Origin of the sequence: Pseudomonas frederiksbergensis (genome assembly GCF_000802155.2) — a bacterium.
GTDB classification, from domain to species: Bacteria; Pseudomonadota; Gammaproteobacteria; order Pseudomonadales; family Pseudomonadaceae; genus Aquipseudomonas; species Aquipseudomonas frederiksbergensis_A.
This window is the reverse complement of sequence record NZ_JQGJ02000004.1, coordinates 186,652-203,120: the sequence shown is the minus strand read 5'-3', so window position 1 is coordinate 203,120 and position 16,469 is coordinate 186,652. Positions and strand designations below refer to the sequence as shown.

The window sequence follows — 16,469 nt, the reverse complement described above, 5'->3', positions numbered from 1 at the left end:
CCGGCCTTGCCCGGTTTACCCACGGGATTCACAAGGAGCCGCCTGTTTCAAATGGGCTACGAAGTTACATGGCCGGTGCCGCGCATCAAGCTGCTCGGCCAGGATGCCGTCCCATCCGGTGCGCACTGCATTGGTCGAGCCCGGCAGGCAGCACACCAACGTCCCGTTGGCCAGTCCCGCCAGAGCCCGGGACTGCACAGTGGAGGTGCCAATGTCGGCTACGGATATCTGCCGGAACAACTCACCGAAACCATCGACCTGTTTGTCCAACAGGCACGCAACGGCCTCGGGCGTACTGTCGCGGCCGGTAAAGCCGGTGCCTCCAGTGATCAGCACCACTTGCACCACCTCGTCGGCGATCCAGGCGGCGACTTGCGCGCGGATCTTGTACAGATCATCTTTGAGCAATACGCGCGCAGCGAGGTTGTGCCCAGCTGCCGAAAGCCGGTCGACGAAGACCTGCCCCGACGTGTCGGTTTCCAGGGTACGGGTGTCGCTGACAGTCAGCACCGCGATATTGAGCGGTACGAAAGGTACATCAGCCTTGGGTTTCATAGGCTCGTCCAGTTGTAGGGGAAACAGCCTGGTGTTATATCACAGCCCCCGTTTTTTTCGCCCGTGCGGAGACACGCCATGATCATGATCGATCCCCTGCCATCCTGTTCCATCCTGCTCCTGGCGGGGGGGCGAGGACAACGCATGGGCGGCCAGGATAAAGGTCTGCTGGAGTGGCAAGGTCGACCGCTGATTGCTCATCTGCACCGCAAGACCCGAGCCCTGAGCGATGACTTGATCATCTCCTGCAACCGCAACCGGGAACGTTACGCCATGTATGCCGACCAACTGGTTCATGACGAAGAGAGCGATTTTCCCGGCCCGCTGGCGGGCATCCGGGCGGGCCTGAGGGCGGCACGCCATCCGTACCTGTTGGTCTTGCCATGCGACGTGCCGCAAATCGACACGAGCCTGCTCCAAAGCATGCGCGAAACAGCAAGCCGAAACCCCGACAAGCCGCTGATGGTGCGTCATGGCGAACATTGGGAACCGCTGCTATGCGTCATCCCAAGCGCCTTGGCCGGGGCTTTCGAACAGGCGTGGAGCGAAGGCGAACGCAGCCCCGGCCGCATCATGCGCGCGCTGCACGCGGTCGCACTGCAATGTCCGCCCGATGATCCCCGGCTGGCCAATCTGAATACGCCGGAACTGCTAGTTCAACACAAAGGCGTGTCAGATTGACACTAGCCAGGAACTTGCGCGCGATGTATACGTCTGAAGGTCAGTAACTTGAAGAATCCCTTTTGGAGAAACACCATGACTCAACGGACCCTCGCTACTTTCATGCTCGCGCTGGGCCTCGCCACTCTTGCCGGGTGCGCATCGCCAACAGTGATTACCTTGAATGACGGTCGCGAAATCCAGGCCGTCGACACGCCGCACTATGATGAAGACAGCGGCTTCTATGAATTTGAACAGCTGGATGGCAAGCAGACCCGCGTGAACAAGGATCAGGTTCGTACCGTTAAAGACCTGTAATCCCCAGCGTCACCGCCAGATAAAGAAAAGCCCGCAATACTTATTGCGGGCTTTTTGTTGCCTGCTCGAAATGGCGGCTACCACCCCAACGAAATCCTACTTTCAAAAAACCGCTCCTGCCCCGTAAGCGGATCGACGAAACGCACACCCTGGGCCAGCAGCTTGAGCGGATTGGCATAATCGTCCTCGGCGTCCCGCACCACATCCGGATAGAACGGATCATTACAGATAGCCGCGCCCAAGGCGTTCATGTGAACCCGTAGCTGATGCTTTTTACCCGTGACTGGGTACAAGCCGTAGCGCCACAGGTCCCCGTTCCTTTCAAGCACTTCCATGGCCGTTTCGGTGTTGGGCTCACCCACCCCTTCCTTCATCCGGAAGAATGGCTCCCCATCGACCATCCGGCTTTTGTGCACGCGGGGAAAGGTCACCCCAGGCAACGCGGGAGCGATGGCCTGGTAGTACTTTTCAATCCGTCGCGTCGGAAACAAGGATTGAAAACGCGAGCGGGTGTCCGGGTTGGCTGAAAACAACACCAGCCCTGCCGTATGCCGATCGATTCGGTGCAAGGGCACCAGGTGAGGATTGTCCAGGCGACGAATCAACCGCCGCAACAACGTTTGCTCAACATACTCGCCCGCAGGGGTGACGGGCAGGAAATGCGGCTTGTCCGCCACGATCAGATGCTCGTCGATATGGAGAATCGACTCCACCACCGGAATCGGCTTTTCGTCGGGCACTTCCCGAAAGTAATGAATGCGCAGGCCCTCACGGTAAGGCAGGTCGGCTGGAATGGCCTTGCCCTCTGCGTCCAGTACCCGGCCACGGGCGATGCGGTCCTGCCACTGCTCGCGGCTGATTGCACTGAAATGCTCGCAGAGACAATCCAACACCGTCTGCCAGGCACCGGGCGGCAAATACAGCGTGCTGGCCTGATGCCGGGCTGCACAAAACGATGAATCGGACATTGATAACCCTTGAGCCTGTTGCGGGTTCGGCATTATCCGACAGTCACGCGGACCAGCCCAGCGATGATTGACTCAGGCGGTGATCGGCGTCGGTCGCGCCGCGGCTTCGGTGAATTCCTTCAACCAGCGCAGCACCTCGACCGCCTCCCAGCGCCCGGGATCGTACAGCGCATACAAAAGCCCCTGATACCCCACCACATCCAGCTGCTTGTGGTAGCCGGCGCGCTGGAACAGCGCTTCTATCTCGGCAAAGCAGGTATTGAAGTGCAGCTTGTTGAAGGGTGTCTTGCCTTCGGTGACCAGCCCGTCCAGACGCAACTCCAGCACAGCCTCGTGCACAACCTCCACGGGCATCCGGTTCACGCTGTTTTTCAGTTGTTCGACATTGACCAAGGCATGCACTCCAGATAGCTGTATGGGCATACAGTAACCGAAGATCGTCTTTTCGCCAATCGCGCAATACCGACCCAACCGATGGAAGGTATCAACGTAGAAACGCGGCAACCTGGTCTGAATCGAAGGGCCAGTTCAATTCCGCGCCCGTATCGATCCTGCGCAACACGGGAATGCGCAGTCCATAGGCTTCGAACAAGGCCTGGTTTTCGGCAATATCCACCAGCTCCACCAACAGTCCATGTTCGACGAAGGGCATCAGCTCCCCCTCGGCAACTTCACACAGATGGCAACCCAGGGTGCCGAAAAGCTGGCATTCAGGTGTCATGGCGGGTACCCAAAAAAGACAGACCGTCATTCTAGGCCCGCCCCACGCAACCGTCGAGCCGCGTACCATGTCGCAGAATGCCTTGGTAAAACGCTGACGCAAATCATTGAGCGAACATGACTTTCCAGTGATGCTCATTTTTTCTTCTGTTCTACGCTGGACCTCGGAACCTTGAAACGGAGTGCCTCTTGTACGCCAACCTGCTGATCATCCTTGCCTCGTCCCTGGTGGTCATTGCCCTGTTCAGGCGCCTGCGCCTGCCGCCGGTACTCGGCTACCTGTGTGTCGGATTGGCCGTCGGGCCCACCGCGCTGGATTGGGTCAACGACAGCGAAGAGCTGCCGGACCTGGCCGAGCTTGGCGTGGTTTTCCTGTTGTTCTCGTTGGGCCTGGAATTCTCGTTATCGAAGATGTTGGAACTGCGTCGCGTAGTGTTTGGCCTTGGCAGCCTTCAGGTATTGGGTTCAGGAGTTTTGTTGGCGGTGCTGCTGGCGAGCATTGATGTCCCGATGGCGGCGGCGGTGCTGCTTGGCGCCGGGCTAGCCTTGTCTTCCACGGCCATCGTCAGCAAAGAGCTGAGCAGCCTGGGGGAAATCTTCACCAGCCACGGCCAGAATGCCATCGGTGTGTTGCTGTTCCAGGATGTAGTCGCGGTGTTGCTCCTGACCCTGGTGCCGGTGTTTGCCGGCAGCAGTGAACAGCCTTGGTATTGGGCATTGCCATTGACGCTGGGCAAGACCTTGGTGCTGTTTGGCGGCCTGTTGCTGGCCAGCCGTTTGTTGCTGCCGCGGCTGTTCCATGAGGTGGCAGCTTCGCGGTCGGCAGAACTGTTCGTACTGCTGGCCCTGGTGATCGTTTTGCTCACGGCGTGGCTTACGCACCTACTTGGCCTTTCCCCCGCCCTGGGCGCGTTCCTCGCCGGCATGCTGCTTGGGGAAAGCCATTACCGGCATCAGATCGAGGCCGATATACGCCCCTTCCGCGACATCCTGCTGGGGCTTTTCTTTGTCAGCATCGGCATGCTGATCGACCTGCAGCTGTTCGTCGACGATGGGCTGTTGATCCTCGGGCTGACACTCGGGTTGATGCTCATCAAGGGCTGCGTAGTCGCCGCCCTGGTGAAATGGCGCGGCAGCGACGGCGAAACCGCCTGGCGCAGCGGCCTCGCCCTGGCCCAAGGCGGTGAGTTCTGTTTCGCGCTGATGGCGCTGATGCAGCAGAACCGACTCATGCCAGGCGACATCGGCGGCCTGCTCTTGGCCGCCACCTTTTGCTCGATGCTGTTGACGCCGCTGCTGTTGCGCGCTGCACCGGGCCTGGCCGCGCGGCTGCACCGCAAACCCAACGAAGAGGCGCAGCTGGACCAGATCAGCGCGCTCAATGCGGGCTTGTCGAGTCACGTGGTGATTTGCGGGTACGGGCGCGTGGGACAGTCGATCGGACGCTTTCTGCGCCGGGAGGGCCTGGCGTTCGTGGCCCTGGATGATGATCCGGTCATCATCCGTGAAGCGTCCGTCGGCGAACGATGCGTGCATTACGGAGACTCTCGCCGCGCGGATCTGCTGGAAGCCGTAGGCCTGGGTCGCGCAAGGCTACTGGTCATCGCGGTGGACAAGACGGACATTGCGATGAGCGTGCTCAAGGAAGCCCGGCGGGTCAACGCGCAAGTGCCCATCCTGGTGCGTACCCGGGACGACAGCCAACTGGCTGAGTTGCAGGCCGCCGGAGCCACCGAGGTGGTTCCGGAACTGCTGGAGTCGAGCCTGATGCTGGCCTCCCACGCGCTGATCATGCTGGGACTGCCCGAACAGCGGGTACGGCACCATGTGGATCAAGTCCGTCACGAGCGCTATGGCTTGCTGCATGGGTTCTATCCCGGCAATCAGGACAAGGAGCCGTAGTGATGGCTCAGTCCTGGTTGACCGCGCCGATCTTGTGAATCGACAGGTCGGCACCGTAGTACTCTTCTTCCTGAGTCAGCCGCAAGCCCAGCGCAACCTTGATCACACCGTAGACCGCGAATCCGCCCAGCAGGGCGATCACCACGCCGAGGACAGTGCCGACCAGTTGGCTCGCAAGGCTCACCCCACCCAAGCCACCCAGGGCGGCCTGGCCAAAAATTCCGCAGGCGATACCGCCCCAGACGCCGCACAATCCATGCAGGGGCCAGACACCAAGCACATCGTCGATTTTCCACTTGCCCTGGGCCGCGGTGAAACACCAGACAAACAAACCGCCGGCAATCGCGCCGGTCGCCAGGGCGCCAACCGGATGCATCAGATCGGAGCCGGCGCAGACCGCGACCAGTCCCGCCAACGGGCCGTTATGCAGGAAACCGGGGTCGTTGCGCCCGACAATCAATGCCGTCACGGTCCCGCCGACCATCGCCATCAATGAGTTGACCGCCACCAACCCGCTCACGCCGGGCAAGGTCTGGGCGCTCATCACGTTGAAGCCGAACCAACCTACAATAAGGATCCAGGAACCCAGCGCCAGGAATGGAATGCTCGACGGCGCGAAGGCCACCAGCCGACCGTCCCGGTAACGCCCGTTTCGCGGTCCGAGCAGGAGTACCGCGGCCAGCGCCAGCCAGCCGCCCATGGCATGCACCACCACGGACCCGGCAAAATCATGGAAACCGGCGCCGAAGCGTGCTTGCAGCCAAGCCTGCAGGCCGAAATTGCCGTTCCAGACCAGACCTTCGAAAAACGGATAGATGAACGCGACGATCAGCACGGTGGCGCATAGCTGCGGGACAAACCTGGCACGCTCGGCTATACCGCCAGAGATAATGGCCGGAATCGCGGCGGCGAACGTCAGCAAGAAGAAAAACTTCACCAAACTGTAGCCGTGGTCAGCGCTGAGAACGGCCGCCGGTTGCAGGAAGGTCACGCCATAGGAAATCCAATAGCCGATGAAGAAATACGCCAGCGTCGAGACCGCAAAATCACTGAGGATTTTCGACAGGGCGTTGACCTGGTTTTTCTGCCGGACAGTGCCTACTTCCAGAAACGCAAACCCGGCATGCATGGCCAGGACCATGACCGCGCCGAGCAGGATGAACAGCGTATTGGAGCTATGGACGAGACTGTCCACAGCGCTTTGCAGATTTTCCATGGTATTGGCAGACCTGATGAAGTGGAAAAGAGCACCGTGACGGTTCATTCCAGTTGCCATTGCACCAAGTTGAAACGATCTTCCGACCATTGTCGGGCAGACGAACCGCTTTGGTGCATGAAAGCCGGCAACATGGCGCCCCGCTTGGAGGTGCTTCGCGGGTTTTGATTATTTGGGTTAAGGTTTTCGGGCTTTCGCCCAGCTTCAGCGCACTGTCACGGGCCAACGCACCAGTACATGGCAGAGACCCGAGCAAAAGTTGTACCAGCCAGTTGTACTGAACCTTCCGGCTGGGCTCATACTCGAACGCTTCAGACGTCACTTACGGAGATCCACCCCCATGGCCAGAACCCAGGCAAAGACTGCTCAAGAAACCCTGATGGAAGATTTTCAGACGCTGGTCAGAGACACCGAACGATTGCTCGACCACACCGCGACGCTGGCCGGCGACCAAGCGGACGAATTGCGCAGCCAGATCCACGAAACCCTGCTGCGCGCCCGCGAAACCCTCAAGCTGACGGAAGATTCGGTGCGCGAGCGCGGCCAGGCGGCCGTGATCGCCACTGAGGAATACGTGCAGGCCAATCCCTGGCAATCGGTCGGCATCGCGGCGGGCGTGGGCTTCTTGATCGGACTGCTGGCGACACGGCGCTGATCATGGGTATCGACGAATCCGGATCGCCCGAAACGGGTGCAAAACCGACAGCGCGTCGCCTGGGCGCGGCATTCCTTGGGTTGCTGCACAGTCACGTCGAATTGTTCGGCATTGAGCTGCAGGAGCAGAAGGCTCGCACCGTCAGCCTGTTGTTATTCGCCGGCTTGGCGCTGGTTTTCGGCTTGCTGCTGCTGGTTGGACTGTCGGCGCTGGTGCTGATACTGGTATGGGATACCTACCGCCTGGCGGGAATTATCGGCCTGTGTCTGTTCTATCTGCTGGCGGCGCTGTTCTGCGGGCTTCGACTCAAGGCAGCGATTTATGATGAGTCCTCGCCGTTCCACGCCACCCTCGAAGAACTGGCCAACGACCGGGAGCGCCTGTTGCCATGAGCCGCCCTAATGTTCCTCAAGCCCGTACGCGGCAGGAAATGCGCAAGGCGCTGGTGCGTCTGCGCATGGAAATGCATCGCCAGGAAATCCGCCAGGAAACACGCCAATTGCTGCACCCTTTGCAACGGGTACGCGGGTTCACGCAAAGCTGGCATGAAGGGTTCGGCCTCAAGCACGCCTCGCTTTGGGGCGTCGCGGCTGTGAGCCTGCTCGGCTTCCTCGGTGGCAAGCGAACCCGCAGCGGCCGCTCCGGTGGCTTGTCGCGCCTGATCCGGCTGGCAACGGCGGTGATTCCGCTGATCAAGCTTGCCAAGAGTGCACGCAAACCTTGAGTGCCATTGACCGGGCCTTTCCATCGAAGGGCCCGATTCGATTATCAACGCAACACCTGGGCACACTGATCGAGCCCCACAGGCCTTGCAGGACATCGCTCGAACCGGGAAGCTAAGGCTTCGACTCATCAAACGGAGCAATCGGCCTTGGATTGGCACACCCTGCTGACTCGCGAACGCCTGGGAAAACCGCTGCACAGTCCGGAAGAACTGGGCCGCAGTCCGTTCCACAAGGATCATGACCGCATCATCTTTTCCGGTGCCTTCCGCCGCCTCGGGCGCAAGACGCAGGTGCATCCGGTTTCCAGCAACGACCATATCCACACGCGCCTGACCCACTCGCTGGAGGTCAGTTGCGTTGGCCGCTCCCTGGGTATGCGCGTAGGAGAAACCATACGCAGCGCCCTGCCCGACTGGTGCGAACCCAGTGACCTGGGCATGGTGGTGCAATCGGCCTGCCTGGCCCACGACATCGGTAACCCGCCGTTCGGCCACTCGGGGGAGGATGCCATCCGCTACTGGTTCCAACAGGCGGCGGGACGCGGCTGGCTTGACGCGATGAGCGAGGCCGAGCGCAACGACTTTCTGAACTTCGAAGGCAATGCCCAAGGATTCCGGGTTCTAACACAGCTCGAATACCATCAGTTCGACGGCGGCACCCGGCTGACCTACGCCACCCTCGGCACCTACCTGAAATACCCTTGGACCGCTCGCCACGCCGATTCCCTGGGCTACAAGAAGCACAAGTTCGGCTGTTATCAGAGCGAATTGCCCTTACTGGAACAAATCGCCCATAAACTCGGCCTTCCGCAAATCGAGGACCAGCGATGGGCGAGACATCCGCTGGTCTACCTGATGGAAGCCGCCGATGACATCTGCTACGCCCTCATCGACCTGGAGGATGGCGTGGAGATGGACCTGCTGGAGTATCCCCAGGTGGAATCGCTGCTCCTGGACCTGGTCGGTGACGATCTGCCAGAGACCTACCGTCAACTCGGGCCACAGGATTCGCGACGGCGAAAACTGGCCATCCTGCGGGGCAAGGCCATCGAACACCTCACCAACGCGGCTGCCCGGGCATTCGTCGAGCAGCAGGAGGCGTTGCTCGCGGGCACGCTACACGGTGACCTGGTGGAACACATGCACGGTCCGGCCAAGCGCTGCGTGTTGAACGCCAAGGACATGGCACGCAAGAAGATATTCCAGGATAAACGCAAGACCCTGAACGAAATCGGCGCCTACACCACGCTGGAGATCCTGCTCAACGGCTTCTGCGGCGCAGCCCTTGAACAACACGGTGGACGTACGCCGTCGTTCAAGAATCGCCGGATCCTCGACTTGCTGGGCAATAACGCACCCGATCCTGAAGGCTCGCTCCACAGTGCCTTCCTGCGGATGATCGACTTTATCGCCGGCATGACCGACAGCTATGCCAGCGAAATGGCCCAGGAAATGACCGGTCGTACGCGTCAATGAAATGACCGGCCACGTCACCGCCCCCGCGTGCGATAGGGGGCATCCCTCTATTGATGCTCACGCGAACTTGCGGTTAAACGCTCCAACCGCGTGGAAAGCGCTGGCGCGTGGTCGGAAATTACTTTTCCTGTTTATTACGCAATAACGAAAATACTTACAGTACTAAACACTAAAACATACATTTCTTACCCCTCCGCCTACCTAAAGCCGAAATACGTCGTGGTACCTCGCCTCTTTTTTTGTAGGAAAGTTCTGAAATTCGCCATGTCCGCCTGTCTCCTCGTACGACCTGACCTTAACTGGGCTAAGGTGCGCGCTTTATTTAAGCTTGTAGGGGACTTTATTCATGAACTCCGTTTTCATTGTCGACGATCATCCGGTCATCCGCCTCGCCGTTCGAATGCTGTTGGAGCATGAAGGCTATAAAGTCGTAGGGGAAACTGACAACGGCGTCGATGCGATGCAAATGGTGCGTGAATGCATGCCGGACCTGGTGATGGACGTTTTCTAGACACGAAAACCATCCAACATTTAAAAGTGATTAAAATCAATCAGTTGCAGAATCTATTGACACCAGCGTTTGACACCTACCAATCGTCCGCTAGCATTTACCAGGAACCCGTTGGCGGGATCTCCGATGATGCTGACCTACACAATCACAGCCAAGACACTAATCTTCGAATGGCCTTCAGATCTAAGGGTCAAAGAAGTCATGACTCATACCTGTTTACGAAACCGTAAACATACAGTCGCGCAAACACAGATACTAGCCGAGGCTGCTAAAGTTGTATGCGCTAGATTGTCAGAAACCAGCTACGGCAACATATTTTCCGGTCTGAGTGTACTCGTCAATAAGCTACCAGACCAACCTTGGCCGGCTCACGACGATGTCGATAACTGGCAAAAAGTCGTCGTTACATTGTTCGAGAGAACGATTCAAGCAAAAGGCGTATCGCTCGAAACAAGGATCGCATACTGGGCCGCTGCGGTTCGTATCCTAAAAGCGATGGCCCGCATGGGAGTTATGCCACAATCGGTCATTATCCCTAGTGTAAAAGGTAATCTCCGAGGTGGTGAGCGGGGGACTGCACCAGTCGGATTCAAGCGCAAAAAAATACCCCCAGCAGTAGAGATCGAAGGAGTTTTACCTAAATCGTTCATAATAGAACGCGACCTCCACATAGCAGACGATTTGTTTCTATCACAGTTTAAGGCCGAGCTTGAGACGAGCATTTCTCTGATAGCTAACGCTTTAGATGGCTACTGGACTGAAATGATAGAAACACATGAGATAGGAAAAAAACTCATCGAAACAATCCCAGTTGAAATACGGGATGCGATAATCAACAACAACGGCATTGGCATTGATGGAGTACATGTTTGCGCGAAAGCAAAGCCCTACGCCTTTGAGTCGTTGCTACTTCTAGCGAAGCACAAATATGAAACTGGCCAAATAAACGCCATTACAGCCACTGAAATATCAAGAACATCGACCGGACTCAATCTGGAGAGAATAAAAAGACTATTCAGAGTATCCAAAGCCATCTGCCCCCAAAAATATCTGAAGAGTAAGATTAGCAACGAGTTTACGGGACGCCTGATAGGTTTATTGAGTACCGTAGACTGCAATGCAGCGGTCGCTATCCTGATCATTAACAACCCGGTATTTACATCTGAGTCCATCGGCAGAGCTAATTTGCTCATGGATAATGGCGACTGCTATGTTCAGGTAGATACTGAGGATGGTGTCGTGCGGTTTTCCGTTTCCAAGCCTCGATCAATGAGCCGAAAAGTCGCCCACCTCAATAAAGTAAGTTGTGAGGTACTGTCGAAGATTATCGAGTGCACCGCATCTACCAGAAAACTGTTATTCACAAAGAAACGCCGTAACTGGAAACGTTTATTTTTGTATGTTGCCCAAAAGGGGCCTGCGGCAAATCCTGGCCAGATAAGCAATAATAACAGCATCAAAAATTCTCTAAGGAATCGGCTTATTTCAGACCTTAACTCGATCAAGGGGAGTCTCGACATATCGCCAAAAGCCTTGCGGGCTACACAGGGGATCATCACATTTCTGAGGACAGGTAGCCTTGCACTCACTGCGATGGTACTGGGCAACACCTTAGCTGTGGCAAAGTCCAACTATGTACCCGGATGGCTAGTCAAACGGTTCACTAACCGGACGCTAAGAATTTTGGCGCAGAAAGTAATTGTGGTTGCTACTCATGGATATCCGTGGGCTCTTGCCGCCAGCGACTGCACGACCTCTGAAGATCTTCATCTTTTCATCGTCAGGATTCTGACTGAAGCCACGGGCAACGATCCGTTTTCGAAGTTTGCTCGTAAACGCCTAGACAAAAATAACGAATTCACTTCAAATCAAACTTCAAAGTCAGGAGATTTGTACCTACACATGGACAATGAAGTATTGGCAGCGTTGTACGCCTACGAGTCCAAAGTCTCAACTTTACCGGAGGATGAGCAACTCAGAATCCACCTTGAAACAAACCTAAGCCACAAAGCGCTGTGCAACATTGCGAGTCTGTCCAGACTAGCTGCTGAATTGGATATAGAAACTGCCAGCGAGGCAGACCTCAAAATCGCAAATAACTTCTGCGGCGATTCGTTGGATGAAATTAAAGGTGCGCATAAACAGGCGCTCGCGCAAGCTGATTACTTTCACTCTCTATTCAGCAATATCAGAGCTACTGCGGAGCTTTCACCACAAGCAAGGTGATTTCTAATGCCAAGAAAAATACCTGGGCACCTCACTGAAGACGAGCATGTCAGCGAGCTGCTAGAACGAGCGAGAAGACTGATACGCGCTAACCACTATGATTACACGGCGGATTGGCTGAAATCAGGAGTCATTGGAAGCAGTACCTGGACAGTGATAGACAATTTTGAAACAAATACGATTAAAACAGTACGATTCCACGAGCACCTTCCAGACGGCAGCCTACTGACCGACCCTGAAAACGGCCTTCTGCTGTCCACTATCCAAAAATTTGCGTTTCACCTCAAAATGGGAAACTTGCCATGTGGTCAAATATTGTATAAACAATGGAAGAAAATTATTGACACCTCCATCAGTCTTGCGAGGTGGATGGTGTTGCACTCTGAAATTTTTCAACCATCCGACTACGGGTTTAGCCTACTGACAGATGATCATGTCAAAGCTTACCTTCATGACTATGCCAACGGAGGTCTCGCTAACACGTTGAAGCTGGATGATCGGCTAATAATCACGCTGCATGAAAAAACTCAAAGCCTAATACCCTTAGAAAATATCCTAGCTACTAAAGATCGCCTGGATGAGAGTTTTATCCAAGCGTCCGCCGAATGGCTCAACAGCCAGCGAGCGTACATGCGCTCAAAAAATCCGAACACCAAGGTCATCTCACAGAAATATCTAGGATCTCTATTGGGCTGCTCCCATCAAGCTCTTACCAGATACTCTATTGTAACAAACATAATTAAACAATTAGATTTACAATATTCTCCCGCATCACCTGAATCAGTCGTATTGATTCCAATTGAGGAGCGAAGGATTGGCTCGGTAACCCCGATAGTCAGACGAACTATGTACACCCACACCAAGGATATAAAAATCCTTTGCTCTGCTCACAACTTGGTGAATGACATCCCTTACATTTCAGAATCTGTTTTCAAAGCAAAATACTCAGGTAAAATTGGGCTCGATGGCCACACCCGGCTTATTCCCCTCGAAATCGGCCTAGAAGCGATAAATCGGGCAGCAGAGATTATCATCTGCTTTGGCAGTCAAATTGTCGAAGCGGCTACCACCTTTGCGGAAAGCTACTCTGCGCTCAAAAGAAATCACACGCAAGCCATTTGCAATGCGCGAATTCAAACTTTTTTTGAGCAGCACAAACTTTGTTGGTCATCCAGCCCCGAGTTCGGCAGCATCCGTTTGTTAACTCGATACAATGTCACTTCATTTACTTCAAGCTTCAAAACCTTGGACATTGAAGCAGGGATCACTTTCAAAACTCTTCAATCGGCTTTCTATGGTGCCTGTGCTCTCATCATCGGCATGTGCAAGCCTGTTCGTGAAGGTGAGCTCCACATGCTGAACCTAGACTGCCTTGAGTCTGAGTTCGAAGGTGGGGGTGCGGAACTGGTACAAATTCTGGAAAAGAGTGGACTTCTAGGAGAACACCAAACCATCAGACGCCCGATCCCCTTTCTCGCAGCTAGAGCCATCCAATTACTGCAAGTATTGGCTGCAAATCTTAAGGAAATTTATGGTGATGAAAACGGCCCTCTTAGCGGTCATCTTTTCTATATCCCGTCTCAAGGGGTCACTCCCCCGACCGGAAAAGCCTTGGCCGCTACACTAAATGCCGCCATTGATACATTCTGCTTGATTTCAAAATTTCCGAAAGAGCTCAACGGGCAACCTAGCAAAATCCGAATTCATGAAATGCGTAAGTTTTTCTTGATCGTTATGTATTCCCACCATGATGAATCCCTTCGTCGGGCGTTAGGATATGCCGCTGGGCACCTCGATGAAAATCAAATTGACGCTTATACCTCTTTTTCCCATGACGACCCGGAAAGGGCGAAATTCGAAAGCCAGTGTATCAGTGATAGGTTAGTATCCTTGGAGCTAGGGCAGATTTCTTCAAAAGACAATAACGGACTTAGCACACTGTACAGCCACATCTGCAACCACTTCAATGTCAACACCATCCAAAACTTACGCCATGAAAACTTCATACGTTTTTTGAGCCTTCTACAATGCTCCGGGACGTACAAAAGCACGCTATATTCAGTGGAATTCACAACACCCGATGGGACGCTCACCACTCTTGAATTCGCAATTAAATTCGAAGGAGAGCAAGATGAAAAATACTACTGAACACAATCTGGAAGCTAGGATACATTGGCTTCTAAAGATCATAATGCATGAGATATCGCTGAGTCCATCTGAGGTGTCAATACTCTCCGACTTACGGACATTTCTCTCGTCAGAGATTAAGGGTCTATTCACGCGCAAAGCCTATAACACAATCAAAACCTACGCTGTAGAAAATCGCAGCATTGCAACACCTCACCACCATCCAAACACGTGGGAGTACTTGAAAGAACTTCGCACTCAAGCTTATCAAGAAACAATGGCACAGGAAAGACTTGTTGAGGGAGAAAAGAATATTAAAAACCTTGAAAACACTGCACTACTTGAAGCCCACCTATGCGGAATGGCGTATTTTGAGGTTTACGAGTTCCTTCGCTCTCTCCTTAAAGAACCTTCTCTCACCAATCTTATAGAAGCAAAGATAAAAAACTTCCTCTCTATAAGCCAAGCCAAGTATGAGCATATCACTTCGCATCACTCGCGCGAAGCAGGCACATTACATGTTATTCGAGGAGGAAAGGAGTAATGGCGCAACTATATCGCCTGTTGCCTGATGTAAAATTACCTAGTGGCGCAGCACCACTAACCAAAACAAGGCAGCACTTCGTTACCTATTTACAACACGCCTCTTTACCGCTCATGTATTGGCCAAACGGAAAACCTTGTCACCTTGTGAATTTATGGCTCACGGAAACAGCTGAATGCACTACTGGCACCGAGTCTACCAAAACACACGCCACGTTGATAACACCGTTAATTAGATTTGCATTTACCCGCGGCATTTCATTATACGAATTCAATGATTCTTATTTTACGATCTTTACCAACGTACTTAAGGAAGAATCAAAGGTTGGAAAAACTGGCATAGCTCACCTCGCTCGCTCCAAGAAACAGGTTCTGGCAATCCAACACGCGACCTTAAGATTCTTTGTGTGGCTACAGCGTAATCATCCTCTTTACGACCACACTCCCCTTATAGGACTTGCCATCGACCAGCCAAGGATAGTTATAGAATGGCGCTCTACCCCCTACACCTCTGCCCTACACATCTGGCATTCCGAACTGGTCGTTCCAAGCCCCCCCATCAACGACAAGTTCCCAATGCCAGAGAAGTACATCACCAAACTACGAACTGCAGTTTATCAGCGCCATCAAAAACTTGTCGACAGGCATAAAAACTCCAAGAGACACTCTAATCAACACTTCCTGGAAGTCCTAAGGTACCTATATAGTCGCAGAATGTTCACAATAAACATGATGACAAATTTCGGCCTGCGCCCTCAAGAATTGATGGAAATGCCGATTCAGGAAAACTCATCTATAACTTCAACTCTCACAATAGTACTGCCTACAAAAAAAACCAGAACGGACAATACCTTCCGCTATTTAAAAATCACTATCGGCCTAGCCGTTACTTTGCAAGCTTATTTTGACGACAGATTGCAGTTCATCGCGTACCTCGCAGAACATAAAACGCCTCCCTCAAGCACGACCGAATTATTTTTGGGCAAAGATGGCGCCCCCTTAAATAAGGCCTCGGTGACTAAAGAGTTTGACAGACTTTGCTCAGACGCTGAGCTCAACAATAGAAAAGTCTGCCTGTCAATGTTTCGCCACAGATTTATAAGCAGAGAGGTAAAAGCTGAACTTCTGCTAAGATCAAGAAAAAATACTGACCTCTTAAGAGAGCTTACCCCATCCCTTCGGGAGAGCGTTGCTCGTACAGTCATGACAAAGACAGGGCAGCGAGATCCCAAGTCTATCTGGCACTATGTTGACGAACAATACAAACTTCTGGCCACTCCTGACTCACACGAATCCTTTCAATCTATCAAAGATGATCTAGATCAAACAAAAAACACCCTTGAAGACCTCCTATTCAGGCAAAACTTCAGTTCACAAGAACAAGTTACCACTGAACTTAATCTTTTACGTGATTACATCCGCGCATTGGAGGAACGGCTCTATGTTGCGGAGAGAACACAAGGTGATGATTAGCCAGACGGCCCGCACAACAAATTAACTCTTCATTCAAACAACCATACGTACCATTTACAGTGCAATCCTTTTCATAACCAAATCAGCCTTCGACTTAAATCCCACTTAACCTATAAATTGACCAGCCTCATGAGCGTCGTGCAGCCAAATGCGACTGCCATCACGATCGAGATGAGGATCGGGTTAATCTGCAGCGTAAGTCGCGCAACGATCAAGCCTAAAGCGTGGAAGTGCAGCCATTGGAGGCCAAATTCAGTTTTTGTCCAGACAGACCACAGTCAGTGTCAAAGCCCACCAGGCTTTGACTGCTTTGCTCCGGGCTATGCTCTTGATCCAGTTCTTGATGTGAAGCAGTGAGACCTTGATGGGGAGTGCTCCTGAGCCCATCCTAAGTT

Annotated in this window: 16 protein-coding genes and 1 pseudogene; 12 read left to right on the top strand and 5 right to left on the bottom strand. The window is 53.8% G+C overall.

Annotated features, from left to right (window positions below):
* Positions 1 to 15: 15 nt before the first annotated feature.
* Positions 16 to 555 (bottom strand): molybdenum cofactor biosynthesis protein B, encoded by a 540-nt coding sequence (gene moaB / locus JZ00_RS09570; RefSeq protein ID WP_039588988.1) that lies wholly within the window; start codon positions 553 to 555, stop codon positions 16 to 18.
* 78 nt (positions 556 to 633) lie between these two features.
* Here moaB and mobA point away from each other — a divergent pair, with 78 nt between their 5' ends.
* Together mobA and JZ00_RS09560 are read left to right on the top strand one after the other, a co-directional pair.
* Positions 634 to 1,236, top strand: coding sequence for a molybdenum cofactor guanylyltransferase MobA (mobA, locus tag JZ00_RS09565; RefSeq protein ID WP_039588987.1), 603 nt, complete (start codon positions 634 to 636; stop codon positions 1,234 to 1,236).
* Between the two features lie 75 nt (positions 1,237 to 1,311).
* Positions 1,312 to 1,533: a YgdI/YgdR family lipoprotein gene (locus tag JZ00_RS09560; RefSeq protein WP_039588986.1), complete on the top strand. Its 222-nt coding sequence runs from the start codon at positions 1,312 to 1,314 to the stop codon at positions 1,531 to 1,533.
* A gap of 77 nt (positions 1,534 to 1,610) precedes the next feature.
* Here JZ00_RS09560 and JZ00_RS09555 read toward each other — a convergent pair whose 3' ends face one another.
* The 3 genes from JZ00_RS09555 to JZ00_RS09545 form a co-directional block, all read right to left on the bottom strand.
* Positions 1,611 to 2,501 (bottom strand): pseudouridine synthase, encoded by an 891-nt coding sequence (locus tag JZ00_RS09555; protein ID WP_039588985.1) that lies wholly within the window; start codon positions 2,499 to 2,501, stop codon positions 1,611 to 1,613.
* A 72-nt stretch (positions 2,502 to 2,573) separates the two neighbouring features.
* On the bottom strand, positions 2,574 to 2,894 hold the full coding sequence (locus JZ00_RS09550; protein WP_039588984.1) for a hypothetical protein: 321 nt from the start codon (positions 2,892 to 2,894) through the stop codon (positions 2,574 to 2,576).
* A gap of 91 nt (positions 2,895 to 2,985) precedes the next feature.
* Positions 2,986 to 3,222: a glutaredoxin family protein gene (locus tag JZ00_RS09545; protein WP_039588982.1), complete on the bottom strand. Its 237-nt coding sequence runs from the start codon at positions 3,220 to 3,222 to the stop codon at positions 2,986 to 2,988.
* 188 nt (positions 3,223 to 3,410) lie between these two features.
* Between JZ00_RS09545 and JZ00_RS09540 the strand changes: the two genes are divergently transcribed.
* Entirely contained in the window at positions 3,411 to 5,123 is a 1,713-nt protein-coding gene (locus JZ00_RS09540; protein WP_039588981.1) for a cation:proton antiporter, read from the top strand.
* A 7-nt stretch (positions 5,124 to 5,130) separates the two neighbouring features.
* Here the strand turns inward: JZ00_RS09540 and JZ00_RS09535 are convergent, their stop codons facing one another.
* The gene (locus JZ00_RS09535; RefSeq protein ID WP_039589392.1) at positions 5,131 to 6,339 is read right to left on the bottom strand and encodes an ammonium transporter; all 1,209 of its coding nucleotides are present in this window, start codon (positions 6,337 to 6,339) and stop codon (positions 5,131 to 5,133) included.
* A gap of 340 nt (positions 6,340 to 6,679) precedes the next feature.
* Between JZ00_RS09535 and JZ00_RS09530 the strand changes: the two genes are divergently transcribed.
* The 9 genes and pseudogenes from JZ00_RS09530 to JZ00_RS09495 all read left to right on the top strand — a co-directional run bounded on the left by JZ00_RS09530 (position 6,680) and on the right by JZ00_RS09495 (position 16,074).
* On the top strand, positions 6,680 to 6,994 hold the full coding sequence (locus JZ00_RS09530; RefSeq protein WP_039588980.1) for an ElaB/YgaM/YqjD family protein: 315 nt from the start codon (positions 6,680 to 6,682) through the stop codon (positions 6,992 to 6,994).
* A 2-nt stretch (positions 6,995 to 6,996) separates the two neighbouring features.
* Entirely contained in the window at positions 6,997 to 7,386 is a 390-nt protein-coding gene (locus JZ00_RS09525) for a phage holin family protein (RefSeq protein ID WP_039588979.1), read from the top strand.
* Positions 7,383 to 7,718 (top strand): hypothetical protein, encoded by a 336-nt coding sequence (locus JZ00_RS09520; protein WP_039588978.1) that lies wholly within the window; start codon positions 7,383 to 7,385, stop codon positions 7,716 to 7,718. The genes JZ00_RS09525 and JZ00_RS09520 overlap by 4 nt, the downstream gene beginning before the upstream one ends.
* 147 nt (positions 7,719 to 7,865) lie before the next feature.
* Positions 7,866 to 9,194, top strand: coding sequence for a deoxyguanosinetriphosphate triphosphohydrolase (locus tag JZ00_RS09515; protein WP_039588976.1), 1,329 nt, complete (start codon positions 7,866 to 7,868; stop codon positions 9,192 to 9,194).
* A gap of 346 nt (positions 9,195 to 9,540) precedes the next feature.
* Positions 9,541 to 9,693: pseudogene (locus JZ00_RS30090) on the top strand (response regulator transcription factor); the annotation flags it as partial.
* Between the two features lie 138 nt (positions 9,694 to 9,831).
* Complete coding sequence (locus tag JZ00_RS09510; RefSeq protein ID WP_039588975.1) at positions 9,832 to 11,931, top strand: hypothetical protein; 2,100 nt, start codon at positions 9,832 to 9,834, stop codon at positions 11,929 to 11,931.
* A gap of 6 nt (positions 11,932 to 11,937) precedes the next feature.
* Positions 11,938 to 14,079 carry a hypothetical protein gene (locus tag JZ00_RS09505; RefSeq protein WP_039588974.1) on the top strand — a complete coding sequence of 714 codons (2,142 nt, stop codon included), beginning with the start codon at positions 11,938 to 11,940 and terminating at the stop codon, positions 14,077 to 14,079.
* Complete coding sequence (locus tag JZ00_RS09500) at positions 14,063 to 14,602, top strand: hypothetical protein (protein ID WP_039588973.1); 540 nt, start codon at positions 14,063 to 14,065, stop codon at positions 14,600 to 14,602. Before JZ00_RS09505 ends, JZ00_RS09500 begins: the two co-directional genes overlap by 17 nt.
* Entirely contained in the window at positions 14,602 to 16,074 is a 1,473-nt protein-coding gene (locus tag JZ00_RS09495) for a site-specific integrase (protein WP_039588972.1), read from the top strand. The genes JZ00_RS09500 and JZ00_RS09495 overlap by 1 nt, the downstream gene beginning before the upstream one ends.
* The last annotated feature ends 395 nt before the right edge of the window (positions 16,075 to 16,469 follow it).

What these genes read in the sequence shown, in the direction of transcription:
- JZ00_RS09510 (WP_039588975.1), top strand. Translation starts at nt 9,832, where the DNA reads ATGATGCTGACCTACACAATCACAGCCAAGACACTAATCTTCGAATGG.
- JZ00_RS09525 (WP_039588979.1), top strand. Translation starts at nt 6,997, where the DNA reads ATGGGTATCGACGAATCCGGATCGCCCGAAACGGGTGCAAAACCGACA.
- JZ00_RS09555 (WP_039588985.1), bottom strand. Translation starts at nt 2,501, where the DNA reads ATGTCCGATTCATCGTTTTGTGCAGCCCGGCATCAGGCCAGCACGCTG.
- JZ00_RS09560 (WP_039588986.1), top strand. Translation starts at nt 1,312, where the DNA reads ATGACTCAACGGACCCTCGCTACTTTCATGCTCGCGCTGGGCCTCGCC.
- moaB (WP_039588988.1), bottom strand. Translation starts at nt 555, where the DNA reads ATGAAACCCAAGGCTGATGTACCTTTCGTACCGCTCAATATCGCGGTG.
- JZ00_RS09530 (WP_039588980.1), top strand. Translation starts at nt 6,680, where the DNA reads ATGGCCAGAACCCAGGCAAAGACTGCTCAAGAAACCCTGATGGAAGAT.
- JZ00_RS09535 (WP_039589392.1), bottom strand. Translation starts at nt 6,339, where the DNA reads ATGGAAAATCTGCAAAGCGCTGTGGACAGTCTCGTCCATAGCTCCAAT.
- JZ00_RS09500 (WP_039588973.1), top strand. Translation starts at nt 14,063, where the DNA reads ATGAAAAATACTACTGAACACAATCTGGAAGCTAGGATACATTGGCTT.
- JZ00_RS09545 (WP_039588982.1), bottom strand. Translation starts at nt 3,222, where the DNA reads ATGACACCTGAATGCCAGCTTTTCGGCACCCTGGGTTGCCATCTGTGT.
- JZ00_RS09505 (WP_039588974.1), top strand. Translation starts at nt 11,938, where the DNA reads ATGCCAAGAAAAATACCTGGGCACCTCACTGAAGACGAGCATGTCAGC.
- JZ00_RS09495 (WP_039588972.1), top strand. Translation starts at nt 14,602, where the DNA reads ATGGCGCAACTATATCGCCTGTTGCCTGATGTAAAATTACCTAGTGGC.
- mobA (WP_039588987.1), top strand. Translation starts at nt 634, where the DNA reads ATGATCATGATCGATCCCCTGCCATCCTGTTCCATCCTGCTCCTGGCG.
- JZ00_RS09520 (WP_039588978.1), top strand. Translation starts at nt 7,383, where the DNA reads ATGAGCCGCCCTAATGTTCCTCAAGCCCGTACGCGGCAGGAAATGCGC.